Origin of the sequence: Mesorhizobium sp. B3-1-9 (genome assembly GCF_006439595.1) — a bacterium.
GTDB lineage: Bacteria > Pseudomonadota > Alphaproteobacteria > Rhizobiales > Rhizobiaceae > Mesorhizobium.
This window is the reverse complement of the sequence record NZ_VFTJ01000018.1, coordinates 53,618-79,080: the sequence shown is the minus strand read 5'-3', so window position 1 is coordinate 79,080 and position 25,463 is coordinate 53,618. Positions and strand designations below refer to the sequence as shown.

At 64.1% G+C, this 25,463-nt stretch carries 27 protein-coding genes; 11 read left to right on the top strand and 16 right to left on the bottom strand.

The window, feature by feature from the left end; all coding sequences use genetic code 11:
- Positions 1-51: 51 nt before the first annotated feature.
- On the bottom strand, positions 52-681 hold the full coding sequence (upp, locus tag FJW07_RS24990) for a uracil phosphoribosyltransferase (protein ID WP_027165262.1): 630 nt from the start codon (positions 679-681) through the stop codon (positions 52-54).
- Positions 682-838: 157 nt separating this feature from the next.
- On the bottom strand, positions 839-1,813 hold the full coding sequence (locus FJW07_RS24985; RefSeq protein ID WP_140859159.1) for an adenosine deaminase: 975 nt from the start codon (positions 1,811-1,813) through the stop codon (positions 839-841).
- A 168-nt stretch (positions 1,814-1,981) separates the two neighbouring features.
- Here FJW07_RS24985 and ubiE point away from each other — a divergent pair, with 168 nt between their 5' ends.
- The 5 genes from ubiE to coaBC all read left to right on the top strand — a co-directional run bounded on the left by ubiE (position 1,982) and on the right by coaBC (position 6,375).
- The gene (gene ubiE, locus FJW07_RS24980) at positions 1,982-2,758 is read left to right on the top strand and encodes a bifunctional demethylmenaquinone methyltransferase/2-methoxy-6-polyprenyl-1,4-benzoquinol methylase UbiE (protein WP_140859158.1); all 777 of its coding nucleotides are present in this window, start codon (positions 1,982-1,984) and stop codon (positions 2,756-2,758) included.
- Positions 2,759-2,801: 43 nt separating this feature from the next.
- On the top strand, positions 2,802-4,376 hold the full coding sequence (gene ubiB, locus FJW07_RS24975; RefSeq protein WP_140859157.1) for a 2-polyprenylphenol 6-hydroxylase: 1,575 nt from the start codon (positions 2,802-2,804) through the stop codon (positions 4,374-4,376).
- A gap of 84 nt (positions 4,377-4,460) precedes the next feature.
- Positions 4,461-4,718, top strand: a complete 258-nt coding sequence (locus FJW07_RS24970; RefSeq protein WP_140642420.1) for a plasmid stabilization protein — start codon at positions 4,461-4,463, stop codon at positions 4,716-4,718.
- A 2-nt stretch (positions 4,719-4,720) separates the two neighbouring features.
- A complete protein-coding gene (locus FJW07_RS24965; protein ID WP_140642418.1) occupies positions 4,721-5,143 on the top strand; it encodes a type II toxin-antitoxin system VapC family toxin in 423 nt (140 codons plus the stop codon).
- A complete protein-coding gene (gene coaBC, locus FJW07_RS24960) occupies positions 5,140-6,375 on the top strand; it encodes a bifunctional phosphopantothenoylcysteine decarboxylase/phosphopantothenate--cysteine ligase CoaBC (protein ID WP_140784385.1) in 1,236 nt (411 codons plus the stop codon). Before FJW07_RS24965 ends, coaBC begins: the two co-directional genes overlap by 4 nt.
- A 38-nt stretch (positions 6,376-6,413) precedes the next feature.
- Here the strand turns inward: coaBC and FJW07_RS24955 are convergent, their stop codons facing one another.
- From FJW07_RS24955 to FJW07_RS24920, 8 genes are all read right to left on the bottom strand, one after another.
- Positions 6,414-7,850: an MFS transporter gene (locus FJW07_RS24955; protein ID WP_140859156.1), complete on the bottom strand. Its 1,437-nt coding sequence runs from the start codon at positions 7,848-7,850 to the stop codon at positions 6,414-6,416.
- 137 nt (positions 7,851-7,987) lie between these two features.
- Positions 7,988-8,995 (bottom strand): hypothetical protein, encoded by a 1,008-nt coding sequence (locus tag FJW07_RS24950; RefSeq protein ID WP_140859155.1) that lies wholly within the window; start codon positions 8,993-8,995, stop codon positions 7,988-7,990.
- 8 nt (positions 8,996-9,003) lie between these two features.
- On the bottom strand, positions 9,004-9,804 hold the full coding sequence (locus tag FJW07_RS24945; protein WP_140859154.1) for a hypothetical protein: 801 nt from the start codon (positions 9,802-9,804) through the stop codon (positions 9,004-9,006).
- A 602-nt stretch (positions 9,805-10,406) separates the two neighbouring features.
- Positions 10,407-10,883 (bottom strand): DUF992 domain-containing protein, encoded by a 477-nt coding sequence (locus FJW07_RS24940; RefSeq protein WP_140642408.1) that lies wholly within the window; start codon positions 10,881-10,883, stop codon positions 10,407-10,409.
- Between the two features lie 213 nt (positions 10,884-11,096).
- A complete protein-coding gene (locus FJW07_RS24935) occupies positions 11,097-11,948 on the bottom strand; it encodes a tetratricopeptide repeat protein (protein WP_140859153.1) in 852 nt (283 codons plus the stop codon).
- Between the two features lie 132 nt (positions 11,949-12,080).
- Positions 12,081-12,347, bottom strand: coding sequence for a 30S ribosomal protein S21 (gene rpsU, locus FJW07_RS24930; RefSeq protein WP_027165252.1), 267 nt, complete (start codon positions 12,345-12,347; stop codon positions 12,081-12,083).
- 179 nt (positions 12,348-12,526) lie between these two features.
- Entirely contained in the window at positions 12,527-12,913 is a 387-nt protein-coding gene (locus FJW07_RS24925; protein ID WP_140859152.1) for an SET domain-containing protein-lysine N-methyltransferase, read from the bottom strand.
- 110 nt (positions 12,914-13,023) lie between these two features.
- Positions 13,024-13,782, bottom strand: a complete 759-nt coding sequence (locus FJW07_RS24920; RefSeq protein WP_140859151.1) for an SDR family oxidoreductase — start codon at positions 13,780-13,782, stop codon at positions 13,024-13,026.
- Positions 13,783-14,034: 252 nt separating this feature from the next.
- Here FJW07_RS24920 and FJW07_RS24915 point away from each other — a divergent pair, with 252 nt between their 5' ends.
- The 5 genes from FJW07_RS24915 to FJW07_RS24895 all read left to right on the top strand — a co-directional run bounded on the left by FJW07_RS24915 (position 14,035) and on the right by FJW07_RS24895 (position 19,634).
- The gene (locus FJW07_RS24915; protein ID WP_140859150.1) at positions 14,035-15,288 is read left to right on the top strand and encodes a sarcosine oxidase subunit beta; all 1,254 of its coding nucleotides are present in this window, start codon (positions 14,035-14,037) and stop codon (positions 15,286-15,288) included.
- Between the two features lie 72 nt (positions 15,289-15,360).
- Entirely contained in the window at positions 15,361-15,657 is a 297-nt protein-coding gene (locus FJW07_RS24910; RefSeq protein ID WP_140651419.1) for a sarcosine oxidase subunit delta, read from the top strand.
- Entirely contained in the window at positions 15,654-18,647 is a 2,994-nt protein-coding gene (locus FJW07_RS24905) for a sarcosine oxidase subunit alpha (protein WP_140859149.1), read from the top strand. Before FJW07_RS24910 ends, FJW07_RS24905 begins: the two co-directional genes overlap by 4 nt.
- Entirely contained in the window at positions 18,640-19,224 is a 585-nt protein-coding gene (locus FJW07_RS24900) for a sarcosine oxidase subunit gamma (RefSeq protein ID WP_140859148.1), read from the top strand. The genes FJW07_RS24905 and FJW07_RS24900 overlap by 8 nt, the downstream gene beginning before the upstream one ends.
- A 185-nt stretch (positions 19,225-19,409) precedes the next feature.
- Positions 19,410-19,634, top strand: coding sequence for a hypothetical protein (locus tag FJW07_RS24895; protein ID WP_140706830.1), 225 nt, complete (start codon positions 19,410-19,412; stop codon positions 19,632-19,634).
- A 103-nt stretch (positions 19,635-19,737) separates the two neighbouring features.
- Here the strand turns inward: FJW07_RS24895 and FJW07_RS24890 are convergent, their stop codons facing one another.
- From FJW07_RS24890 to FJW07_RS24865, 6 genes are all read right to left on the bottom strand, one after another.
- The gene (locus FJW07_RS24890) at positions 19,738-19,968 is read right to left on the bottom strand and encodes a DUF680 domain-containing protein (protein ID WP_140642390.1); all 231 of its coding nucleotides are present in this window, start codon (positions 19,966-19,968) and stop codon (positions 19,738-19,740) included.
- A gap of 167 nt (positions 19,969-20,135) precedes the next feature.
- Complete coding sequence (locus FJW07_RS24885) at positions 20,136-20,780, bottom strand: TetR/AcrR family transcriptional regulator (RefSeq protein ID WP_140651424.1); 645 nt, start codon at positions 20,778-20,780, stop codon at positions 20,136-20,138.
- Between the two features lie 140 nt (positions 20,781-20,920).
- Positions 20,921-21,697, bottom strand: a complete 777-nt coding sequence (locus tag FJW07_RS24880; RefSeq protein WP_140859147.1) for an SDR family oxidoreductase — start codon at positions 21,695-21,697, stop codon at positions 20,921-20,923.
- An 18-nt stretch (positions 21,698-21,715) separates the two neighbouring features.
- Entirely contained in the window at positions 21,716-22,753 is a 1,038-nt protein-coding gene (locus FJW07_RS24875) for a phosphotransferase family protein (RefSeq protein ID WP_140859146.1), read from the bottom strand.
- On the bottom strand, positions 22,750-23,235 hold the full coding sequence (locus FJW07_RS24870) for a MaoC family dehydratase (protein ID WP_281405136.1): 486 nt from the start codon (positions 23,233-23,235) through the stop codon (positions 22,750-22,752). The genes FJW07_RS24875 and FJW07_RS24870 overlap by 4 nt, the downstream gene beginning before the upstream one ends.
- Positions 23,236-23,281: 46 nt before the next feature.
- Positions 23,282-24,097 (bottom strand): SDR family oxidoreductase, encoded by an 816-nt coding sequence (locus FJW07_RS24865; protein ID WP_140784376.1) that lies wholly within the window; start codon positions 24,095-24,097, stop codon positions 23,282-23,284.
- Positions 24,098-24,217: 120 nt separating this feature from the next.
- On the opposite strand from FJW07_RS24865, the gene FJW07_RS24860 reads away from it, so the two are divergent.
- Entirely contained in the window at positions 24,218-25,459 is a 1,242-nt protein-coding gene (locus FJW07_RS24860) for an acyl-CoA dehydrogenase family protein (RefSeq protein ID WP_140859145.1), read from the top strand.
- Positions 25,460-25,463 lie beyond the last annotated feature (4 nt).

The window sequence follows — 25,463 nt, the reverse complement described above, 5'->3', positions numbered from 1 at the left end:
AACGTGCGCCGGAACCGCGCGGTTGTGTAAACGCGTGGTAAACGGATGCGCTCATTTTGTGCCGTACATGCGGTCGCCGGCGTCGCCAAGGCCGGGCATGATGTAGCCCTTGTCGTTCAACTGCCGGTCTATCGAGGCGGTGAAGATCGGCACGTCCGGATGCGCCTTGGTGAAGCGCTCGATGCCTTCGGGGGCGGCAAGCAGGCAGAGGAACCGGATGTTGGTGGCGCCGCGGCCCTTCAGCTTGTCGATCGCGGCGATCGCGGAATTGGCGGTCGCCAGCATCGGATCGACGACGATCACCAGGCGGTCGGCGAGATCGCTCGGCGCCTTGAAGAAATACTCGACCGCTTCCAGCGTCTCATGGTCGCGGTAGAGGCCGATATGGGCGACGCGTGCCGCCGGCACCAGGTCGAGCAGGCCCTCGAGCAGGCCGTTGCCGGCGCGCAGCACCGAGGCGAAAACCAGCTTCTTGCCTTCCAGCGTCGGCGCCTCCATCTCCTCGATCGGCGTCTCGATCATGGTCGTGGTCAGTTCGAGATTGCGGGTCACCTCATAGCCGAGCAGAAGTGAAATCTCGCGCAGCAGCCGCCGGAAACCTGCCGTCGAGGTCTCCTTCTTGCGCATGATGGTCAGCTTGTGCTGGACGAGGGGGTGGTCGACGACGGTGACGCCCTGCATGATGTGCTCCGACTGGTTCGGGGTAGTAGTCAGTAGTGAGTAGTGAATAGTGAGCCGATTTGCGAGTCCTCGCCTCGGGGAAAGCTCTGGCCTTCAACCGATCTATGCGCGCTCGGCCAAATCCATAACTACTGACTCCCGACTACTCCCTACTCACTCACCGCACCTTCACGTCCAACCGGCCTAGCAGCATCACCTTGGTCTTCTTGTCCACGAAGGCCGCCTCGATGGCCGTCCTGGTGATCTCTGCGAGCGCCTTGTCGTTCATGGCGAAATGCTCGGCCGCGATATCGTATTCGCGCTTCAGCGAGGTCCAGAAATAGGGCGGGTCGTCGGAGTTGAGCGTCACCTTGCAGCCGGCGGCGCGCAGCGCCGGAAAGGGATGGTCGGCGAAGCTGTCGAACACCTTCAGCGCGATGTTGGAGCCCGGGCAGCATTCCAGCACCACGCCCTCGGCGGCGATGCGGCGGACGAGATCCGGGTTTTCGATGGCGCGAACGCCATGGCCGATGCGTGACGGGCGGATGTGGTCGAGGGCCGCCTTGACACTTTCCCAGCCCATCAACTCGCCGGCATGGACGGTGATGCCGAGGCCCGCTTCGCGCGCGATCTCGAAGGCGCGCACATAGTCCTCGAAGTCGCCGATGCGCTCGTCGCCGGCGACGCCAAAGCCGGTCACCAGCGGATGGCCGCAGCGCGCCGCGAAGCGCGCCGCCTGCTCGATCGCCTCGACCCCGAAATGGCGCACGCCGGTGACGATCATGCGGCCCTCGATGCCGGTCTTGGCCTTGGCGCGGGTCATGCCTTCGCCCAGCGCGTCCGTATAGGCTTTCGGCGACAGGCCGGCCTTTTTGGCATGGTCCGGCGAGGTGAAAACCTCGGAATAGATGGCGCCGTCGCGGGCGAGGCTGGTCAGGTAATAGTCGGCGAGGCGCGCATAGTCCTCTTCGGTGCGAAACAGGTCGGAAGCGAAATCGTAGGCGGCCAGAAACGAGGTGAAATCGTGCCAGACGAAGGAGCCTTCCTGGATATAGGGGGAAGGGTCCTTGCCATATTTGCGGGCCTGGCTGACGACGAGCTCGGGCGCCGCCGCCCCTTCGATGTGGCAATGCAGTTCGGCCTTCAAGATCATGCGGTCATCTCGTCCGATATGCTGCTCTCGCGCAGATTCTGGCCGGAAAATCATGCGTGACCTTTCCCTGCCGGGTTTTGAAGGCGCGGCCGAAAACCGCGCCTTGGACAATAGCGTCGGCACCATCGATCGGCTATGGTCCCGCCGGTTTTATGACGGATCAAAATAATGTCAGTTGAGAGAACCACGGCCGCGGGCGGCATGGAAACCTCCTATGGTTTCAGGAGGGTCGGGGAAGGCGAGAAGCAGCCCCTCGTCAACGACGTCTTCCACAAGGTGGCCAATCGATACGATCTGATGAACGATCTGATGTCGGCTGGGTTGCATCGGTTGTGGAAGGACGCGATGGTCGCCTGGCTGAACCCTCCCAAAAAGGTGGGCTGGAAGGTGCTCGACGTCGCCGGGGGCACCGGCGATATCGCCTTCCGCATCGTCGAGGCCAGTCAGCGACAGGCCCATGCCACGGTGCTCGACATCAATGGCTCGATGCTGGCCGTCGGCCGCGACCGCGCCGAGAAGCAGGGCCTTGCGGCAAACACCGACTTTGTCGAGGCCAATGCCGAGGAATTGCCTTTCAATGATGAGTCCTTCGACGCCTATACGATCGCGTTCGGCATTCGCAACGTGCCGCGCATCGAAGTCGCCCTTGGTGAAGCCTATCGCGTGCTGAAGCGGGGTGGGCGATTGCTCTGCCTCGAATTCTCCGAGGTCGACATGCCGCTGCTCGACAAGGCCTATGAGGCTTGGTCGTTCAATGCGATCCCCAGGATCGGCAAGGCGGTCACCGGCGATGGCGAGCCCTATTCCTACCTTGTCGAATCCATCCGCAAATTCCCCAACCAGCAGAATTTCGCGGCGATGATTAGCCGCGCCGGCTTCGACCGCGTCACGTTCCGCAACTATTCGGGCGGCATCGCCGCCCTTCATTCCGGCTGGAAGCTTTGAGGCGCGGCCCCTTGCAGCAGGCCCCTTTGACACAGGCAGGGCTATGAGCAGCGTCGCCGCCGCCTTTCGGCTCGCCAGGGCCGGCTGGGTGCTAGTCCGCGAGGGCGTCGTCGCGGCGTTGCCTGGCGAAGAACTGTCCGGCATGCCGAAATTCGGCTGGCGCGTGGCGCGGCTTTTTACCCGCCGCCGGGCGCTGAGCTATCAGCGCGGCGACAGGCTGGCGCGAGCGGTGGTGCGGCTTGGACCCTCCTACGTCAAGCTCGGCCAGTTCCTGGCGACGCGGCCCGATGTCGTCGGCAACGACATGGCGCTCGACCTCGCGCTGCTGCAGGACAAGATGCACACCTTCCCGAAAGCGGAAGCGGTCCATGCGATCGAAGCCTCGCTCGGACGCCGAATAGACGATCTCTACTCGAGCTTCGGGGATCCCGTTGCCGCCGCCTCGATCGCGCAGGTGCATGGCGCCGACGTGGCTCGTGACGGAACGACGTCGCGCGTCGCAGTGAAGGTGATCCGGCCCGGCGTGCGCCGCCGCTTCTTCCAGGATCTCGAAAGCTATTTCCTCGCTGCCCACCTGCAGGAGAGATACATCCCCTCGTCGCGCCGGCTGCGTCCGGTCGAGGTGACCCAGACGCTGGCGCAGACCACCAAGGTCGAGATGGACTTGAGGCTCGAGGCGGCCGCACTTTCGGAACTCGGCGAGAACACCAAGGACGATCCGGGCTTTCGTGTGCCTGCGGTTGACTGGGAGCGCACCGGCCGCGATGTGCTCACCATGGAGTGGATCGACGGCACCAAGATGAACGACATCGCCGGCCTTGCCAATGCCGGTCACAACCTCAAGGCGATCGCCGCCAATCTGGTCCAGTCCTTCCTCAGGCACACGTTGCGCGACGGCTTCTTCCATGCCGACATGCATCCGGGCAACCTGTTCGTCGAAACCAATGGCACCATCGTCGCCGTCGATCTCGGCATTGCAGGCCGGCTCGGCAAGAAGGAGCGACGCTTCCTCGCCGAAATCCTCTACGGCTTCATCGTGCGCGACTATCAGCGCGTCGCGGAGGTGCATTTCGAGGCGGGCTATGTGCCGCGTCAGCACAATGTCTCGGCCTTCGCGCAGGCGATCCGCGCCATCGGTGAGCCGATCCACGGCCAGTCGGCCGAGACCATTTCGATGGCGAAGTTGCTGACGCTGCTGTTCGAAGTCACCGAGCTGTTCGATATGGCGACGCGGACCGAATTGGTGCTTTTGCAAAAGACCATGGTGGTGGTCGAAGGCGTCGCCCGCACGCTCGATCCGGCTTTCAACATGTGGAAGACTTCCGAGCCTGTGGTCAGCGACTGGATCGCGGGCAATCTCGGCCCGCGCGGCATGCTCACCGACGCGCGCGACGGCGCCAAGGCGCTATTGACGCTGGCACGGCAGGCGCCGGACCTTGCCGCCCGTACCGACCGGCTGTCGCGCGAGATCGACCTGATGGCCGAGAACGGCCTGCGCTTCGACGAAGCGACGGCCCGCGCCATCGGCAAGGCCGAAGCGCGCCACACCCGCTCCGGCCGCGTGGCGCTATGGGTGATCGCGCTGACGCTGATCTACATCGCCTGGAAATTGCTGTGATCGTTTCAATGACAGCAATGCAAGCATTGCTGTCATTGAAAGCAGCTCTTTTATGTCCTACCTTGCAGGGTAAGGAGCAGAGATATGGGCACACTTACGATCCGCAATCTCGATGACAGCGTGAAGCAAAAACTTCGTGAGCGAGCTGCAGTAAGAGGAGTCTCGATGGAGGAGGAAGCGCGTAGTGTTCTCGCCAAGAGCGTTTTGTCGGACGGGTCGGGTTATGATGTGCACGGCGAGTCACTTTACGCAGCGATTCGTCGGCTAGTTGAGCCTCATGGCGGCTTCGATATTGAGCTGCCGGAGCGTGGCCCCGCGCGCGAGCCGCCAAAATTCGATTGACCATGTTCGTGCTGGATACGAACGTTATTTCGGAAACTTTCAAGCCGCAGCCAGATGCGGGAGTAGCCGCTTGGATGGAAAGTTCGTTTGGGAGGCGCTCTTACGTCACGGCGATGACCAAAGCGGAACTGCTCGTAGTCCTGGCAAATATGCCGGATGGGAAGCGTAAGGCTGCTCTGGGTAGCGTGATCGGGGCGTTTTTCACGATGAAGCTCAAGACCCCTGTGCTTGCGTTCGGAGATCGTGAGGCTGAGGCGTACGCAGAGATTGTTTCGAAGAGACGGGTTCTGGGGCATCCTATTCGTGAATTTGACGCGCAGATCGCCTCGGTTGCTCTCTGTCGGAGTTTTGCTGTGGTGACAAGGAATGTGGCCGACTTTGTTGATTGTGGCATTAACATAGTCAATCCTTGGGAGGGAGCATGACTCTTTCCGGCAAGCGCATCCTGCTCATCATCGGCGGCGGCATCGCCGCCTACAAGGCGCTCGACCTCATCCGGCGGCTGCGCGAGCGTGGCGCGTCGGTGCGGGTGGTGATGACGTCGGCCGCGCAGGAATTCGTCACCACGCTTTCGGTCGGCGCGCTTTCGGCCGATCATGTCTTCACCGAGCTGTTCGACCGCAAGGACGAGCACGATGTCGGCCATATAAGGCTGTCGCGCGAAGCCGACTTGCTGGTGGTGGCGCCGGCCACCGCCGATTTGATGGCGAAGCTCGCCAATGGCCATGCCAACGACCTTGCCTCGACGGTGCTTCTTGCCACCGACAAGAAGGTGCTGATGGCGCCGGCGATGAACCCGAAAATGTGGGCGCATGCTGCCACGCGCCGCAACCGGGCGACTTTGCTGAAGGACGGCATCGCCTTTGTCGGTCCCGCCAAGGGCGAGATGGCGGAAAGCCACGAAGCGGGTGAGGGCCGCATGGCCGAACCGCTGGAGATCGTCGCCGCGATCGAAGCCATGCTCGACGAGAAGCCGAAGCCGCTTGCCGGCCGCAGGATCATCGTCACCTCCGGGCCGACGCATGAGCCGATCGACCCGGTGCGCTACATCGCCAACCGCTCCTCGGGCAAGCAGGGCCACGCGATAGCGGCCGCGCTGGCGAAGCTCGGCGCCGATGTGCGGCTGGTTTCCGGTCCGGTCACCATCGCCGATCCGGCCGGCGTCGTGACCACGCATGTCGAAACAGCTGCCCAGATGAAGGACGCGGTCGAGCGCCTGCTGCCGGCGGATGCCGCCGTGTTTGTCGCGGCGGTCGCCGACTGGCGCACCGCCAACGCCGCCGGCGAGAAGATCAAGAAGGTGGCTGGCGAGGGGCCGCCTTCGCTGGAGATGGTCGAGAACCCGGACATCCTGGCCGGCATCGGCCATCACGCGCAGCGGCCGGGCCTCATCGTCGGCTTCGCCGCCGAGACGCAGGATCTGATCGCCAATGCCGAGGCCAAGCTCAAGAAAAAGGGCGCGGACTTCATCGTCGCCAATGACGTCTCGCATGAAAGCGGCATCGGGCCGTCCGGCGTGATGGGCGGCGACCGCAACAAGGTGCGCATCGTCTCCAGGACCGGTGTCGAGGAATGGCCGGAAATGGGCAAGGACGAGGTGGCGGCGCGGCTCGCCGCGCTGATTGCCGAGCGGCTGCAGCAAACTGTCGTGGTCTGAGCGGCAAGCCCGCGTTTCGGTCGTTGCCGTCGCCGCAGTCAACCCGCCGCAAGTCGCGGCCGGTTCGCTGTGGAGAAGATCCTCAGCGCCGCCAGGCAGCCGAACACGCCGAGCGGCACGAAGGCCAGGTACAGCCAACTGGCGACGGAAGCGGCCGCTTCCCGGTTCAGCCCTTCGGAGAAGCCGCTGGCATTGGCGATGATGCCGGCAAGCGCGGCGCCGACGGCATAGCCGATGCGCTGCATGGTCGGCACTGCGGCCGAGGCGATGGTTTGCTCGTCCGGCGCCGCCGACGCCACGATGATGCGGGTCAGGAACGGCCAGGCGATACCGAAGCCGCCGCCCTGCAAAAGGGCGCAGAGCAGGATCAGCGGGATCGAGCCGGCAGGGATCGTATAGGCGAAGCCGGCAATTCCGCATGCAATCATCAGCGCGCCGACGAGGATGATCGAGCGTTCGCGTTCCGGCGGGGCATTGGCGACGAGGATCGACAGTATCGACCATGAGATCGACTCGGCGGCGATGATGTAGCCGCTGGTGAGCAGAGGTATGTCGTGCAGCGTGGTCAGAAGCAGCGGCCCGTATATGCCAAAGGAACAGGTCGCCACCGAAAAGGCGGCGACCATGGTCATGCCGGTGCCGAGCGGCGCGCGCCATGAAAACAGATCTGACGGGAACAGGCGCGACCGGGGTCTCAGCCCATCGACCCTGACGAACAGCGCCAGGCCGATCAGGCCAAGGCAAAGCAGCAGCGACGAGCGGAGCAGGGCTATGTCGACGCCGGCGGTCGCGATCAGCACCACGCTGACGGCAAGGCAGGCGAGCGCGCCATAGGGGAAGGGCGGCGCGGCATCGGCCGAAACCTGCGGACGCGACGCGCCGGCGGTGTTGAGAACGGTGAGGCTGGCAAGCGCAACCGCGATGCCGCCCAGCGTGAAGATGCCGACCGCCCAGCGCCAGGACAGAAGCTCGACCATGATCGCCCCGATCATCGGGCCGCTGAAGGCGGCGATGCCCCAGATCGCCGACATCACGCCGAAAAGCTGGGGCCAGATGCTGCGCGGAAAGAGCCGCTCGACGGAGACGAAGGCAAGCGACACCAGCGCGCCGCCGCCGAAGCCTTCGATCAGCCGCCCGGCGAGGAACTGGGTCATCGAGGGCGCGACGGCGCTCAACAGCGCGCCGGCCGCGTAGAGGGTGGCGGCGACCGCCATGTTGCTGCGCAGGCTGACATAGCTGACGAGCCGTCCGGCCGCGGCGCCGGCGGTGATGGCGCCAAGCTCGTAGATCGCCAGCGACCAGCCGACGAGCTGCACGCCGTCGAGTTCGCCGACCATCGCCGGCATCACCGTCGCCACCATCGTCTCGTTGGTGGCGTAAAGCAGGATGCCGAGATTGATGAAGCAAAACCGCGCCAGATCGCCGCTCGCCCACAGCGCCCGCCAATCCACCCTGTTGTTCGAATCCTCACTCAAAATCGCTCTCCCGATTGACGTCGGAAAGCTGTCTAGGACCTCAACCGCGGTTGAGCTCAAGCGAATTCTTCATGCCGTGACCGTGGCCAGATCCTTCGCCACAGCACGGTGAATGCACACCGGATATGTCCGGGAAATCAGCGAATGGGGTCCGGCTCGGTTGTTTCGGATTCACGTCGGCAGCCATCGATGACGGGGTGGATGGTCCACTGGTTTTCCGGATCCTGCTGGGCTGCGACGGTCAGCGGCGAGCCGGCCGAATTCACGGCTTCGCACCAGCGGGCAGAGCTGCCGTCCGGAACCGGAGATTCATTCCAACTGCCGTTCCAGGTGCCGATCTTCTGACAGTGCTTGATCGGGTGGATCTCATTCCAGCCTTCGTGGGCGGAATCATAGACCCACGTCCCCTTGACGAACAGGATGTCGGCGCCTCGCCTTGTCGGATCATTGACGTGAAGGTCGCCGAGATTTTCGTCGACATCGGTTGGATTGGCTGTGTCGAGAATCCCCACGATGCCCCCGACCAGGACAATCGCGGCCGCGATGACCGTCAGGATCGCACATGCGATCCAACCGAAGAAGGGAATGGCGCAAGCCACCGCCGCGGCGGTGGCCACGGGGATCGCGGCAAGGCATGCGATCATCAGATCGTAGACGCCGGCTCCTTCGAATTCGCAGTGAAGCACCGCGGTAGGGTCGTCGTTGGCCCACTGACGAGCCTCCAGTCCCTGCCAATCGAGGCCCGCATTCTTGATCGCGGGCGTGTTGGCGATCAGCCGCCCGAACGGCGTGATCTTCTCGGCCTCGGCCTGCGACGTGAATTCGAAGACGTTTCCCGGAACCAGATTGAGGCTGTAGTCGGTGTCGAAGCGATCGAGACCGGACTTCTCCTGGGGCGGATCGATCTTGAGAAGCCAGCCGACAGCGCATTCGTCGCCGCCGAGGCAGATCAGCCGATCGTAGAGCCACCAGCGGCAGTATGCGAGGATGGCCGCGAGCGCGACCAGCATGACCGCCGGTCCGGCAACGACGCCGACCAGGATCAGCGGAAGCGCAACCACGGCAGCGGCAATGATCACCTGCGCATATTGCTTGCCGATATGATTTCCGACCGAAATGCATTTTGTGTAGCGCCGGTAAGCCATGGCGGTTCCTACCGTTCGACATAAAGCGTCACGCCGCCGGCAAGTCCGCGCGCCGAGAAGGCATGGACGTTGACCGCCTTGCGGCCGGTGAAGCCGGTAGGTGGCTCGACATTGACGGCGACGGAAATCTCTTCTCCGGGACCGAGGGCGGCTTGCGCCGGGTCGAAGGTGACAAGCCAACCGGCAGGGATGGGATGTGCCCGGCGGGTATGGCCGGCAGGCACTGCCGCTATGGTGCCGGGAAAGGTGCGCAGCGGCCGCCGTGACGGCCTCGGGCGGGGCCGCTCGCCGCAGACCGGCAATTCAGGCAATGCATAGGTGTCAGCTTCAAGCCGAAACTCGGCCCTTTCCCGTTCGCCGTTGCGCAAACGGAATTCGAACTTTGCCGGGGAATGGGCGACGCCGACGGTGGTGTTGTCCTGCCCGAGGTTGTTGTTGGGGTTCACGTCGTCCAGCCAGTCGAGCAGCACCTGGATGCAGTAATGACCCGGCTCGGCCGGCGTGCGCCATTTGACCGAAGCAAAGGCCGGATGATTTGCGCCGCCTTTGACTCCGAGATCGGTCTTTGTCTCGTCTATCCAGGTCGAAGTGGTCCCGATGCCGAAACTCAGATAGGAGAACTTCACGGGCAGGTCGACGACCGGCGCCTCGGTCGAGTTGTTCCAGATGCGCGCAACGACCTCATATTCGGTATCTGGCTCCAGCATATGCGGCGGTACGGTGACGCCACCGCGCTTGATCTCGATATCCGGATTGTCCCAGGTGACAGCCAGGCCCTGGCCCATCAAATAATACTGAGCGTAGATCAAAGGGTCTGGCCGCCTGTAGGCGGGATCGCTGATCTTGACGCAGCGTTGCGGCCCGCTCCGATCGAGCCGGCTGGGAAGCTTGGCTCTTTCGCACATCAACCTGATGAGCGCGCAAATCTGCCCGGCTATCCGGCGCAGATTGTCTGGCCAATGCCTGAAGGCGTCAACGATCGCCTTCAGAAATTCCAGTATTTTGGGGACCGGTGTCACGGCCTGTCTCGGGCCGTCAGCGTCGTTGCCGACGCATATAGAACCAGATGGCAGCGACTAGGAACGGAGCAAGGATCAAAAGAAGTTCGAAAGATCCTGAACCACCGTCAGGCGAAAAGCCGAATAACTTCTCGATGAAATCCACCACAGCCTCCCCGGCCTGCAACAAGAATTGCAGTTAACGATGTCTTTGCATCTGTTGGGAGGCTGCCCCTCTGCCGGCGATTGCCACCAACACCTCGGCTTGATAACACAACATAAGCAAAGCTGCCACACGCAATTGACATTCTCGCGGTGCTTGTGTTTCCAACTATGTTCGGGGGCTTCCTATATGCGAAGGCCGCGCCCTTCGTAGAAGGCGCGGCCCTGCGGGTGCCGTGGTTCTGCGGCGGCTATTTGTAGGAGTGGACGAGATCCAGCGAGGCCACCGCGACGGCCAGGTTGAGGCCGGTCTGTGCCTGGACGCTGAGCGGCTCCAGCATGAAGGCGCCGTCAAGGCCGCCGACCAGGAGGTTGGCGCCGCCGCCGGTCACGACGCTCGCCTCGGCGTTGACGCCGTAATAGCTGCCGGCGAGGTCGCCAGCGTCGTGATGACGAGTGGCAGCAAGCACCGCCCAGACGAGTTGGCCCTGATGCGTCTGGCCGAGGTCGACGCCGAGCTTGGAGATCATGCCGGTGTACTGCTCGGCTGGACCGTGATGATAGGGGCGGAAGGTGCAGGAGACGCCCTTGTTCGACGTAATGACGTAGCCGACGCCGCCGTCGATCGTGCAATCGAGCGTACCGAGCCGGAGCGTGCCGGCGCTGACGGGAGAAGCGAGGACCGTGGCGGCAAGCGCGGCAGCGGCACAGGCAAGTGTTTTGATCATTGGAAAGGTCCTTTCGCGAAAATCTTGGCCCCGGCCTAAACGATCGAGGTGCACGGAGCGTTCCGCTGAAAACTTGGCGCGAACATGGCAAAGATTAACGCATTGGACTGGGCGGTTAACGGATCGCTATCGGCGTCTGCGCGGCGCAACACTGCGGCCGCCGGCGGACCCGTAAGTCGTGCAAGATACCTTACTTTCGGCGCCAGCTTCCGATCAGCTGGCGTTGCCACCGGTGCGCGACAGGCCGTCCTTGGCCGGCTGATAGCTGGGGTCGAGGTGGATGGCCTCGCGGTAGGACTTGGCTGCCCTTCCCTTGTCGCCGCGCTTTTCGTAGATCAGCGCCTGGTTGGCCCAGGCTTCGGCGTTCTTGCCGTCGAGCTTGATGGCCATGTTGAAGTCCGAGAAGGCGTTGTCCTCGTCGCCCGTCGCCAGATAGGAGAGGCCGCGGCCGTTGTAGGGCTCGGCGGCGTCGGGCGCGAGCGAGATGGCGGTCGAGAAATCCTCGATGGCGAATTTGTGCTGGCCCTGGCTCTGATAGATCAGGCCGCGATTGTGGTAGGCGCGGGCATCGGTGGTGTCGAGCTGGATCGCCTTCTGGAAGTCGTTGAAGGCATCCTGGGTGCGGCCTGCCTTGCGGTAGAGATTGCCGCGGCCGATATAGGCGGCGTCGTAGTTGGCGTTGATCTGGATCGAGCGGTTGTAGTCGGCCAAAGCGGCTTCCTGATTGCCGAGGAAGCGCTGGATCAGGGCGCGGTTCGAATAGGCCTGGTAGAAGTTCGGGTTGAGCTGGATGGCCTGGTTGAAGTCCTTGAGCGCCGCCTGGTACTGGCCGCCGCGGCCATAGGCCGAGCCACGCACATTATAGCCCTCGGGATCCTGCGGATTTCGCTGGATGACCGCCGAAAGCGAGGAGATGTTCTCGCTCGACCCTTGCGCCTTGTCGATCGAGTTGAACTCACCCGTCGGGGTCGTCTGGCATGCCGCAAGCGTCAGACCCGAAAGCAGGGCCGCCGTCAGGGCGAAGCCGCGAAAAGCGGTTTTGCGCTCCACGGAAATTGCGTTCATCTTTGTCCTCACTGCCGCAGCGCCGTCAGTCCGTTCCCTCTCCGAACCGGCTCCTATGCATAAACAAAAAGGTGGCGGCGATTCCGCATCGCGCCACCCTCGGTATCCTTCGAAAAGGACGAAAAATAGGCGTTATGAGCGCGGCGAGCGCGATGCGCCGGCAGCACCAGCCGGAGCCGGGCGCGGGGTCATCGGCAGCAGGCCTTCGCGCTGGGCGCGCTTGCGGGCCAGCTTGCGGGCGCGGCGCACGGCCTCGGCCTTCTCGCGGGCACGCTTCTCGGACGGCTTCTCGTAGTGACCGCGCATCTTCATTTCGCGGAAAATACCTTCGCGCTGCATTTTCTTCTTCAGCGCGCGAAGCGCCTGATCAACGTTGTTGTCGCGGACGAGTACCTGCACGGGCAATCCTGTCTTCGGGTTTGATATCGATAGGCATACAGCCATAGCCGCCATGCCTCCGCGGCGGGTTGCACCGCGAATTGTGGGCGGCTGATAGCAGAATCATGCCGCACTGTCCACCGCTGATTGCAGGAAACCGCGATCAAAATCCCGCGTGTCCCGGCGTGACGGCCGGAGCACTATGCGGTCGCCAGATGCAGGCGGGCGAAATCCTCGAAAAACTCGCCGTAATCGCAGGTGATTTCCTCGCCGGCGGCAATGTCGCGAATGGCGGTGGCGCCGCCATATTGCGAGAAATCCGTGTTCGGCCGCTCGGAATGGTTCATGAAGCGGCCATTGTCGACCTCGTAGACCATGAAGCCCGGCTTGTCCGGGCTCGGATAGGCGTAACGGTCGAGCAGTTCCTTGAGATGCGCGGGAGCGGTCTCGTATTTCTCCATCGGTACCAGCCGGTCGAAATCGGGATCGAGCCGCCAGATCGAGGCGCCTTTCCTGATCGGCTCGGCGGCGAAAACGCCGACGCCTTCGATGGCGCTCTGGGCGACATAGGTTCTGATCAGCAGCATCGTTCCGGTCCGTTTTTCGACGGGAACGAAAATCGTCAAAACAGACCGGAATGCAAGGGTGCAGTCGCAAGATTTTAGCGGATGAGCATGTCTGCCGTCGGCCAAACGGATCACGTCCGGCTGATTGACACGCCGCCATCGGCAAACAGCGCGGTTCCGGTGGTGAAACTCGAAGCATCCGAGGCGAGATAAAGCGCCGAGCGGGCAATCTTTCCCGGTTGCGCCATGCGCTTCAAGGCATGGATGCCTTCGACGAAGGCGCGGGCCTCCGGTGTCGTGGTCGTGGCGCCGGGCGTGTCGGTGCCGCCGGGCAGCAGCGCATTCACGCGCAGACCCCTCGGACCGTATTCGGCGGCCAGCACCTGCGTCAGGCCGATCAGTCCGGCCTTGGCGGCGGCATAGGCCGCCATGCCAGGCATGCCGACGGTGTAGCCGACGAAGCTCGAGGTAAAGATCAGCGAACCGCCGCCGCGTTCCAGCATGGCCGGGATCTGATGCCTGGCGGCGAGGTAGGCGCTGGTCAGGTTGGTGTCCATCGTCTCCTGCCAGATCGCCGGCGCCATGTCGGTCACCGGTCCCATCACGCCGACGGCGCCGGCATTGTTGAAGGCGATGTCGAGGCCGCCGAACCTTTCGACCGCGAGGTCGACGAGCGCCTTCGCGTGGGCCTCGTCCCTCACATCGCCGGCAAGCTTAACCGCTGTGCCGCCGGCATCCTCGATCTCGCCGACGAGCGCGTCGAGTTCGGCCTGCCGGCGCGCCGCGACGACGAGGCTCGCGCCCTGGTCGGCGAATAGTCTGGCTGTGGCGCGGCCGATACCAGAGCTGGCGCCCGTCACGATGGCGACCTTGTTTGTCAGGGTGAACATGTCCTTGCATCCTTCCTTGTGCCTGGCTTGCCGGCGGTTGGATGCTTGGTCGCAAATCGGTATGAATGCAGCCACCCGAAAGCTGCCTTGCCATCGGCGCGCGGGCATTACGCGGCACGGGCGCAAAACGGCAAGTGCCGTCGCAAACAGCGCAAGGATGACAGCGCGGTTTCGCTAGTGATACACCTCGCGCGCCGAGGCGGGGATGCCCGGCCGCAAATCCGCGAAAGCTACTGGCGCGAGGCCTGAAACGTGAAGAAATACTCGGTATTCGCCATTGCCCGCGAGGCCATGCGCGGCCACAAGGGCTGGGAAGAGCAGTGGACGTCGCCCGAGCCGAAGAAGGAATACGACGTCATCATCGTCGGCGCCGGCGGGCATGGCCTGGCGACGGCCTATTATCTGGCGAGCCAGCACGGCATCACCAACGTCGCGGTGCTGGAAAAGGGCTGGCTCGGCGGCGGCAACACCGGCCGCAACACCACCATCATCCGCTCCAACTACCTCTATGACGAAAGCGCCGGCATCTACGACCATGCGCTGAAGTTGTGGGATGGGCTGAGCCAGGAGCTCAACTACAACGTGATGTATTCGGCGCGTGGCGTGATGATGCTGGCGCACAACGTCCACGACGTGCAGGTCTTCAAGCGCCACATCCATGCCAACCGGCTCAACGGCATCGACAATGAATGGCTGACGCCGGAGCAGGCGAAGGAATTCTGTCCGCCGCTCAACATCTCCAAGGACGCGCGCTATCCGGTGATGGGTGCCGCGCTGCAGCGGCGCGGCGGCACGGCGCGCCACGACGCGGTCGCCTGGGGCTATGCGCGCGGCGCCTCGGCGCGCGGCGTGCACATCATCCAGAACTGCGAGGTCACCGGCATCAAGCGCGCGGCCAATGGCGCGGTCAGCGGCGTGGAGACGACGCGCGGCTTCATCGGCGCCAAGAAGGTCGGCGTGGTCGCGGCCGGCCATTCCTCCGTTATCATGAACATGGCCGGCGTGCGCATGCCGCTCGAAAGCTATCCGCTGCAGGCGCTGGTGTCGGAGCCGATCAAGCCGGTCGTGCCCTGCGTGGTGATGTCGAACACCGTGCACGCCTATATCTCGCAGTCGGACAAGGGCGAGCTGGTGATCGGCGCCGGCACCGACCAGTATGTCTCCTATTCGCAGACTGGCGGCCTGCACATATTGCAGCATACGCTCGACGCCATCTGCGAGATGTTCCCGATCTTCACCCGCATGAAGATGCTGCGCTCCTGGGGCGGCATCGTCGACGTGACGCCCGACCGCTCGCCGATCCTGGCCAAGACGCCGGTCCAGGGCCTCTACGTCAACTGCGGCTGGGGCACCGGCGGCTTCAAGGCGACGCCCGGCTCGGGCAACGTGTTCGCGCATACGATCGCCAAGGACGAGCCGCACCCGATCAACGCGCCGTTCACGCTCGAGCGCTTCCGCACGGGACGCCTCATAGACGAGGCCGCCGCGGCCGCGGTGGCGCACTGATGATGGCTCAGCCGCTTTGCTTTCACTCGGCCGGTGCGCGCGCCGGTCACGGCAAGTTTTAGGATCACCCAGATGCTTCTCATCCGCTGCCCCTATTGCGAGGAAGAGCGCCCGGAACTCGAGTTCCGCAATGCCGGCGAGGCGCATGTCGTGCGCTCAGCCAACATTGCCGGCGAGAGCGACGACGATTTCGAGAAATTCTTCTTCATCCGCGCCAATCCGAAGGGCGTCATCTATGAGCGCTGGCGGCACATCCATGGCTGCGCGCGCTTCTTCAACGCCGTCCGCGACACCGTCACCGACAAGTTCGTCATGACCTACAAGGCCGGCGAACCGAAGCCGGCGAAACTGCCTGGAGCCGCGAAATGAGCGCTGCATTCCGTATCTCCGGCGCCGGTCGCCTCAGCCAGGCGAAGACCGCATCGTTCAGCTTCGACGGCCAGGCCTATTCCGGCATCGAGGGCGATACGCTGGCCTCGGCGCTGCTCGCCAACGGCGTGCATCTGGTCGGCCGCTCGTTCAAGTACCACAGGCCGCGCGGCTTCCTGTCGGCCGGCGCGGAAGAGCCCAACGCGCTGGTGCAGATCGTGCGCGACGATGCGCGCAAGACGCCCAATGTGCGCGCCACCGTGCAGGAGCTCTATGACGGGCTGACGGCCAATTCGCAGAACCGCTGGCCGTCGCTTGCCTTCGACGTCGGCGCCGTCAACGACATCGCCTCGCCGATGTTCTCGGCCGGTTTCTACTACAAGACCTTCATGTGGCCGAAGTGGGCGTGGAAGGATCTCTACGAGCCGAAGATCCGCGCTGCGGCGGGCCTCGGCGTTTCGCCGGAGAAGCCGGATCCGGACCATTATGCCGCCCGCTACGCGCATTGCGAGGTGCTGGTGCTGGGAGGCGGCGCCGCCGGCATTGCAGCTGCCCTTGCCGCCGCCGAAACGGGCGTGCGGGTGATCCTCGCCGACGAGCAGGCCGAATTCGGCGGCAGCCTGCGCTTCGAGAGCGGCGCCAGGATCGACGGCCAGAACGGCTTTGCCTGGGCTCAAGGCGCGATCGCCAGGCTCAAGGCGATGGACAATGTGCGCGTGCTGTCGCGCACGACTGCTTTTGGGTACTACGCGCAGAACTTCGTCGGCCTGGTCGAGCGGGTCAGCGACCATCTCAAGAGCCCGGGCCGCGAGCTGGCGCGCGAGCGCCTGTGGCAGGTTCGCGCCAATCGCGTCGTCATCGCCACCGGCGCCATCGAGCGCCACATGGTTTTCGCCAACAACGACCGTCCGGGCGTCATGCTGGCTTCGGCGGCGCGCACCTACCTCAACCATTATGGCGTGGCGGTCGGCAGGAATGTCGGCGTCTATACGGCCAACGACTCCGCCTATGCCGCCGCGATTGATCTCAAGAAGGCGGGCGTCAATGTCGCTGCCATCGTCGACCTGCGCGACAATCCCGCCGGCGCGGTGATCGACGAGGCGAGGGCGCTCGGCATCGAGATCAATTTCGGCCGCGCCGTGGTCAGCGCCGGCGGCAAATTGCGCGTGTCGTCGATGACCGTGCAGCCGAAGAATGGCGGCGGCGAGCGCACCATCCCGGTCGACGCGATCCTGATGTCGGCCGGTTGGACGCCGTCGGTGCATCTGTTCTCGCAGTCGCGCGGCAAGGTCGCCTTCAACGACGAGACCAAGCGCTTCGTGCCCGGCACCTACGCGCAGGACTGCGTCTCGGTCGGTGCCTGCAACGGCACGGACGGGCTGGACGCGACGGTCGATGAGGCCTATGCGGCCGGCGCCAAGGTGGCAAAGGACGCCGGCGGCAGCGCCAGGAAGAGCGCCAAGCCGAAGGTCGATGCCGGCGAGAGCTGGTCGCGCGGCATGCTGGGCGCCGGGCCCGGCGCCGGGTCGGGCACAACGGTCAAGGCCTTCGTCGATTTCCAGAACGACGTAACCGCCAAGGACATCCGCCAGGCGGTGCATGAAGGCATGCACTCGATCGAGCACGTCAAGCGCTTCACCACCAATGGCATGGCGACCGACCAGGGCAAGACGTCGAACATGCATGGCCTGGCGATCGCCGCCGAGGAACTCGGCAAGCCGATCCCGCAGGTCGGCCTCACCACGTTCCGCGCGCCCTATACGCCGGTGACGTTCGGCTCGATCGTCGGCCACGCGCGGGGTGCGCTCTTCGACCCGACCCGCCGCACGGCAACGCATGGCTGGGCCGCGTCGCAAGGTGCTGTGTTCGAGGATGTCGGTCACTGGAAGCGCGCCTGGTATTTCCCCAAGGCCGGCGAGGACATGCACGCCGCCGTCGACCGCGAATGCGTGACGGTGCGAAAAGTGGGCGGCCTGTTCGACGCCTCGACGCTCGGCAAGATCGAGGTGGTCGGGCCGGATGCGGCGAAGTTCATGGAGCTGCTCTACACCAACCCGTGGGAGAAGCTGGAAACCGGCCGCTGCCGCTACGGCATCATGCTGCGCGAGGACGGCTTCATCTATGATGACGGCGTCGTCGGCAGGCTGGCGCCCGACCGCTTCCATGTGACCACGACGACCGGCGGCGCGCCGCGCGTCATGAACCACATGGAGGATTACCTCCAGACCGAGTTCCCGCATCTCAATGTCTGGCTGACCTCGATCACCGAGCAATGGGCGGTCATAGCCGTCCAAGGGCCGAAGTCGCGTGACATCATCGCGCCGCTGGTTGAAGGCATCGACATGTCGGACGAGGCGATGCCGCATATGTCGGTGCGCGAGGGCAAGATCTGCGGCGTGCCGACAAGGCTGTTCCGCATGTCCTTCACCGGCGAGCGCGGCTTCGAGGTTAACGTGCCGGCCGATTACGGCGAGGCGGTCTGGGAAGCGCTGTGGGCCGAAGGCCAGAAACATGGCGCGACTGCTTACGGCACCGAAGCGATGCACGTGCTGCGCGCCGAGAAGGGCTATATCATCGTCGGCCAGGACACGGACGGCACGGTGACGCCGAACGATGCCGGGCTCGACTGGGCGGTCGGCAAGAAGAAGACCGATTTCGTCGGCATTCGCGGCCTGACCCGGCCGGACCTTGTAGCCAAGCGCCGCAAGCAACTCGTGGGCCTGAAGACCAAAGACCCGAAGGTGGTTCTGGAAGAGGGCGCGCAGATCGTCGCCGACCCGAAGCAGCCGATCCCGATGAAGATGATCGGCCACGTCACCTCCAGCTATTGGTCGGAGAATTGCGGCCGCTCGATCGCCCTGGCGCTGGTCGCCGGCGGTCGCGACCGCATGGGGCAGACGCTCTACGTGCCGATGCCGAACGGCACGATCGAGGTGGAAGTCACCGGCATGGTGTTCGTCGACGAGAAGGGAGAACGCCTCAATGGCTAAGGCCGCCGCCAAGACAAAAGCCGCTGCTGCCGCGCCTTCCGTCGAGCGCCGGCCGGCACTCGCCGGCCGCACGGTCTTGGCGCCGGGCGTAAAAGTGGAGATGCTGCCGCCGGCCGAACGCATCTCGCTGCGCGCGCCGCAGGCTTCGGTCGCAGCACTTTCCAAGGCGCTCGGCGTGACGCTGCCGGCCAAGCCGAAGACCTCGGCGACCAAGGACGGACGCATGGCGCTGTGGCTCGGGCCGGACGAATGGCTGATTGTCGACGAGGCGGGCAACGATCCGCTCGCCGACTGCGCCAAGGTGACGGCGCTGCATTCGGCGGTCGGCATCTCGCACCGCAATGTCGCAATCTCGGTCACCGGGCCAGCGGCCTCGATGACGGTCAATTCGGGCTGTCCGCAGGACCTGTCGCTCGAGGCTTTCCCGGTGGGTGCTGCCTCGCGCACCATTCTCGGCAAATCCGAGATCGTGCTGTTGCGCACCGCGGCCGACGCGTTCCGTGTGGAGTGCTGGCGTTCCTTCGCGGACTATGTCTTTACTCTGCTGTCGGAAGCGGCGAGCGACGCGGCGAACTGATCTTTGCGCCACGCTATCCGAAGGGATGCGGCGTGGCAGGAACCATCGCCGATCCAGCCCGTTCTTGCGGCAAGAGCGGCTGGGTGTTTTATGACGCCCACCGCTCTAAATGTTTGCTCTGCCGCAGTTCCGGACGGAAAACCGCTGCGCACTTTTCCTGGAACTGCTTAGCGAGGGAGAAGCCGATGCCATCCAAACCCGCGCCGAAAACGCCCAAAAAGACTTCGGCCGTCCGCTCGCTCGAGCGTGAGAAGCATCGCCAGGTCGAGGACGAGGAACTCGAGGAAGGCCTCGAGGACACATTCCCAGCCAGCGATCCGGTGTCGATCACCAGCACCACCATTCCCGGCGCTCCCGCCAAAACCGGCAAGGCCAAGACGGTACCCGAGAGCAAGCCGCGCAAGAAATAGGTGCTGTCGCCGACCGTTTCAGTTGGCGCCATACAGGTGGATACGAAACGGGCGGCCGGATGCCGCCCGTTTCGATGTTGAGATCTTAAAAGCCGGCCGGCACTTAGAGGCCGGGCACGAACCACGGGCTGACATCGATGCCGAGCCGCGGGCTCTTCGTCGTCTTGTTGGCGTCCGCCTTTTCGACCGAACCGGTCGACGTGCAGTCGAGTTTCACGCTGGCGTTGGTCTGAGCGCAAGCCGCGGGGGCATGCTTGGCCGGCTGGCTCGCGCCAGCGAAAGCAGCACCCGAGAAAGCCAGCACGGTGGCGAGCGCAAGGAGGGTCTTCTTCATTTTCCGTCTCCAGTCAATCTCGTCGTACGCGTACGATACGGCGTACAAATACGGTTAATAGAGTCGGAATTCAAGGAGGAATCTGTACGTGTACGACAAATTTTTTTGAACACAGGAATTCGCCGCCGCAAATCAGGCGAAGCGATGCGAGCCGACGATCAAAGAGATCAGCAGTTGACGGGCGTTGCGGTCAGCGGCGGAATATCCTGCGCCTGCAACCCCACAAGCGTGAAATCGCACATGCGCTTCACATAGGCCTGGGCGTCGCCGAACGGATAAAAGGGAAAGGTGATCAAGAGCGAAATCGTGCCGTGGCCCACGGTCCACAGCATGGTCGCGATGGCGCGCGGGTCGCCCTTAAGTCTGCCGGCGGCAACGCAGGCCTCGACGCGTTTGATCAGCACCTTCATGGCCGGATTGCCCTCTTCCATGTCCTCGTAGCTGCGTCCTTCGGGCAGCTTGGTCTTCTCGGTCATGAAGACGGTGCGGTATTCGTTGGGATTGCCGAGCCCGAAAGCCGCGTACTCGGTCATCACCGCCTTGAGCGCCTCGATCGGGTCGTCGGCGGGGTGGTCCTCGATGCGACGAGCGAGCGTCTCGAAGGCGTCTTCGGCCAGCGCGAACAGGATGTCCTGCTTGTCGGCGAAATAGGAATAGACCGACATCGGCGCGTAGCCGACGCGCTTGGCGAGCTTGCGGATGGTGAGGCCCTCGTAACCCTCTTCCTGCACCAGCTTGTGAGCCGCCGCGACCAGTTCGGAGCGAAGCTCCGCCTTCTGTTTTTCGCGGCGTTTCTGAACGCTCAGCGTCAATGTCCGCTGCCTTTGTCGTTGGTTGCCTGACGAAGTTATATACGCTGTACGGAAACGGACAAGAGAGCGTTCCGGTTCCGCAACGTCCGTTCAAGCTCCTCGGTTAACGCGATTGCGGACGCAAGCCGTTCCCAGCATGCTCAAATGGCGCCAATGCCGCCGTCGAGCGCCAGCGCGTGACCGGTCATGAAGGAGTTGGCAGGGTCGGCAAGGAACAGGACGCCGGTGGTGATCTCGTCGATCTCGCCGACACGCTTCATCGGCACGCCGCGCGTGAGTTCGGCAAGCGCTTCGGCTTCGGACGCTCCGGTGAAACGCACGAAGCCGTCGACCATCGCCGTGCGGGTGTGGGCCGGGCAGACGGCGTTGATGCGTATCCCTTTGCTGGCATATTCCACGGCGGCCGAGCGCGTCAGCCCGACGACGCCATGCTTGGCGGCGGCATAGACCGAAAGTTTCGGCGCGCCCGATAGACCGGCGACCGAGGCGATGTTGACGATGACGCCGCCCTTGCCGCTTTCCCTGAACTGCCGTTCCAACTGAGGAATCTGGTGCTTCATGGCATAGAAGACGCCGAGCAGGTCGACCTCGACCACGCGGCGCGCCTCTTCCGAGGTCACCTGCGGCAAGCGCACGAAGTTGTGTACGATGCCGGCATTGTTGACGGCGATGTCGAGCCGGCCGAATTTCTCGACGGCCAGTTGCACCAGATCCTCCGAGAGCTTTTCGTCGGCGATGTTGCCGGTAAGGTGAGCGGTCTCGGCGTCGAGCGTCGCCGCAAAATCGCCGAGCGCCGGCTCGTCGAGATCGGAGAGCACGAGCCGCGCGCCTTCCGCCGCGAAAGCCTTTGCCGCGCCGCTGCCAAGGCCGCCCGTCGCGCCGGTGACCAGCACCGTCATCCCATCGAAACGGCCCATCGCTCAGCTTTCCTTTCTTCAGTTCTTCCCGCCGCTCAGCTCCGCCGCGAGTATCGCGATCAGCTTAACCGCTTGCCCATAGGTCTTTGCCTTTTCCGGATTGGAGGCATTGCCGTCCAGCGCGCGGCGATAGACGCCCTGGCAGATCGCCGCCAGCCGGAAGAAGGAGAAGGCGAGGAAGAAGGTCCAGTTGTCGATCTTCCCGATGTCGCGCCGTTTGCAATAGGCTGCGACATAGGCCTCCTCGGACGGCAGGCCGGCAGCGGCGCGGTCGACGCCGCCGAGGCCGCGAAAGCCGGAGGCATGCGGCAGGCGCCATTGCATGCATTGATAGGCGAGGTCGGCGAAGGGGTGGCCGAGCGTCGACAGCTCCCAGTCGAGCAGCGCGATGACTTTCGGCGCATCCAGCGCGAACATCATGTTGTCCAGCCGGTAGTCGCCATGGACAAGCGAAACGCGGCCGTCATTGGCCGGTATATGGGTTTCGAGCCACGCAATCAGCCTGTCGATATCGGCTATGGCTTCGGTTTCGGAGGCCCGGTATTGGCCGGTCCAGCGCGCGAGCTGGCGCTCGAAATAGCTGCCGGGCTTGCCGAAATCGCCAAGGCCGACGGCGCCGACATCGACATCGTGCAGGGCGGCGAGCGTCGCGTTCATCGCGTCGTAGATCGCGGCGCGCTCGTCATTGCCGGAAACGTCAGGCAGCGACGGATCCCAGAAGATGCGGCCGTCGAGATATTCCATGACGTAGAACATGCGGCCGGTGGGGGAGTCTTCGCGCGACAGATGCAGCATGCGCGGCACCGGCACAGCCGTGCCGGCAAGCGCCTGCATGACCCGGAATTCGCGGTCGACCTGATGCGCGGATTTCAGCAATTGTCCCGGCGGCTTGGCGCGCAGCACATAGCGGCCGCTGGCGGCGGTCAAAAGATAGGTCGGATTGGATTGTCCGGATTTGAATTTTTCAATCGCGGACAGGCCGGTAAAACCCGGGATATGCGCCTCGAGATAGGGCGCAAGCGCCGCCTGGTCTATGGCGCCGGCCTCGCCGCTCATGCGTTTTCGGGCTGGCGCTCGATCAGCGTCAAGGTCAGCCAGCGCGCCGTCAGCGCCGGCTTCTTCGAGCCTTCGATCTCGATGGTCACATCATGCGCCGTCTGCACCCAGCCGGACGGCCGCACCTTGACGTCCGCCAGCACGAAGCGGGTGCGGATGCGCGAGCCCGTCTTCACCGGCGCCAGGAAACGCAGCGTGTCGAAGCCGTGGTTGACGCCCATCTTGGTGTTTTCCAGCGGCGGCATCGTCTCGAAGGTCATTGCCGACAGAAGCGATAGCGACAGGAAACCATGAGCGATGGTGCCGCCGAAGGGCGTTTCGCGCTCGGCGCGCTCCGGATCGCAATGGATGAACTGGTGGTCGTCGGTCGCATCGGCGAACTGGTCGATCATGCGCTGCGTCACCGTTCGCCAGGGCGAGACGCCGACCTCCTTGCCGACGCTTGCCACAAGCGTATCGAGACTGATCGGTTCCACGCTGATGTCCTCCGCACCCCCGCCCGGATTACGATTCCTCGAACCGGGCACCTTATTCCTTGAACAAAGTCATTCCATGCTGCACCGACTGGCCGCCGTCGATCGGCAGGATGGCGCCGGTGACATAGCTGCCGGCCCGGCTGCACAAATAAAGCGTTGCGCCGGCAATGTCATCCGCCACGCCGATGCGGCCGAGCGGAACATGGTTACCAACATGTTTCGCCTGCTCCTCGGTCGCGGTGGCAAACGCCGTCATACGGCTCTGGAAAGGACCGGGCGCAAAGGCGTTGACGGTGATGCGGCGGGCCGCGAACTCGATCGCCAGCGTGCGCGTCAAATGATGCACCGCCGCTTTCGATGCCGCGTAGGAATAGGCGTCGTCGGCCAGCGGCTGGGTGCCCATCACCGAGCCGAGATTGACGACGCGGGCAGGATCCTCGTCGCTCGCGGCGGCATCGAGCAACGGCAAGAGCTCCCGTGTCAGGTGGAAGACGGCGGTGACATTGACACCGAACACCTTGGCCCAGGCGTGGTAAGGGAAATCCTGCAGCGGCGCGCCCCAGGAAATGCCGGCATTGTTGACCAGGATGTGCAGGCGCTCCGCGCGCGCCTTGACCTCGGCGACCAGAGCGGCGATGCCCGCTTCGCTGGACACGTCGCCGGCAAAGCCCTCGGCATGGCCGGAGCCGCCGAGCGCGTTCAATTCGTTGGCGACTTTGGCGCAATCCCCGCCCTTGCGCGAGACGATCATCACATGAGCGCCGGCGCGTACCAGTCCGGTCGCCACCATGCGGCCGATGCCGGTCGCAGCACCCGTCACCAGCGCGGTCTTGCCGGCGACCGAGAACAGCTTGTCCAGATAGCTCATCGTGTTTCTCCGCATCCGGCCAGGCCGGGGACTCGCCCAAGGACTCGCGTTGACAAGGCTAGCCGAAGTACGGTCATCCTTGCCACGGGTAAAGATTTATCTTCGGAAAGGCCGGAAGCGATGACGGACATGAATCTCGGCATGACCGAGCGGCTGAGGCCAATCCACCAGCGAGTGGCGGCGATGGTGCGCGACGAGATCGCGCCGCTCGGCGAAGAATTTCTCGCCGAGATCGGCAAGGGTGGCGACCGCTGGTCCTATACGGCCAGGCAGACGGAAATCCTCGAAGGCTTGAAGAAGACGGCGCGCGAGCGCGGCCTGTGGAACTTCTGGCTGACCGATTCCAAGCGCGGCTATGGCCTTTCCACCGTCGAATACGCCTATCTGGCGGAGGAGATGGGCAAGGCGCATCTCGGCGCCGAGACCTTCAACTGCTCGGCGCCCGACACCGGCAACATGGAAGTGCTGGAGCGTTACGGCTCGCAAGGGCACAAGCGGGACTGGCTGGAGCCGCTGCTCGAGGGCAAGATTCGTTCGGCCTATCTGATGACCGAGCCTGACGTCGCCTCTTCGGACGCGACCAACATTTCGATGCGCTGCGAGCGGCAGGGCGACGACTATGTGCTGAACGGCGAGAAATGGTGGGCTTCCGGCGCGGGCGATCCGCGCTGCGCCATCTATATCGTCATGGTCAGGACCGGATCGGACGAAGAGCCGCAGCATCGCCGGCATTCGATGATCCTGGTGCCTTCCGACAGCAAGGGCATCACCAGGCTGCGGCCCATGCAGGTCTATGGCGACGATGACGCCCCGCACGGCCATATGCATCTGAGATTCGAGAATGTGCGGGTGCCGGCGGCGAACCTGATCCTCGGCGAGGGCAGGGGTTTCGAGATCGCGCAGGGGCGGCTGGGGCCTGGCCGCATCCATCACTGCATGCGCGCCATCGGCCAGGCCGAGATGGCGCTGGAGATGCTGTGCCAGCGCTCGGTGCGGCGCGAAGCCTTCGGTCAGTCGCTGGCCAAGCTCGGCGCGAATTTCGACATCATCGCCGAATGCCGGATGGAGATCGAGATGGCGCGGCTGCTCTGCCTCAAGGCCGCCTGGATGATCGACCAGGGCGACGCGCGCGCCGCCGCGCCCTGGATCAGCCAGATCAAGGTGGTGGCGCCGCGCGTCGCGCTGAAAGTCACGGACGAGGCGGTGCAGATGTTCGGCGCGCAAGGCATCAGCCAGGATACCCCGCTCGCCCGCTCCTGGACGCATCTGAGGACGCTGCGGCTGGCCGACGGGCCGGACGCGGTGCACCGGCGGCAGGTGGCGCGCACGGAACTCAGGAAATACACGCAGGAAAAGGTCTGACGAT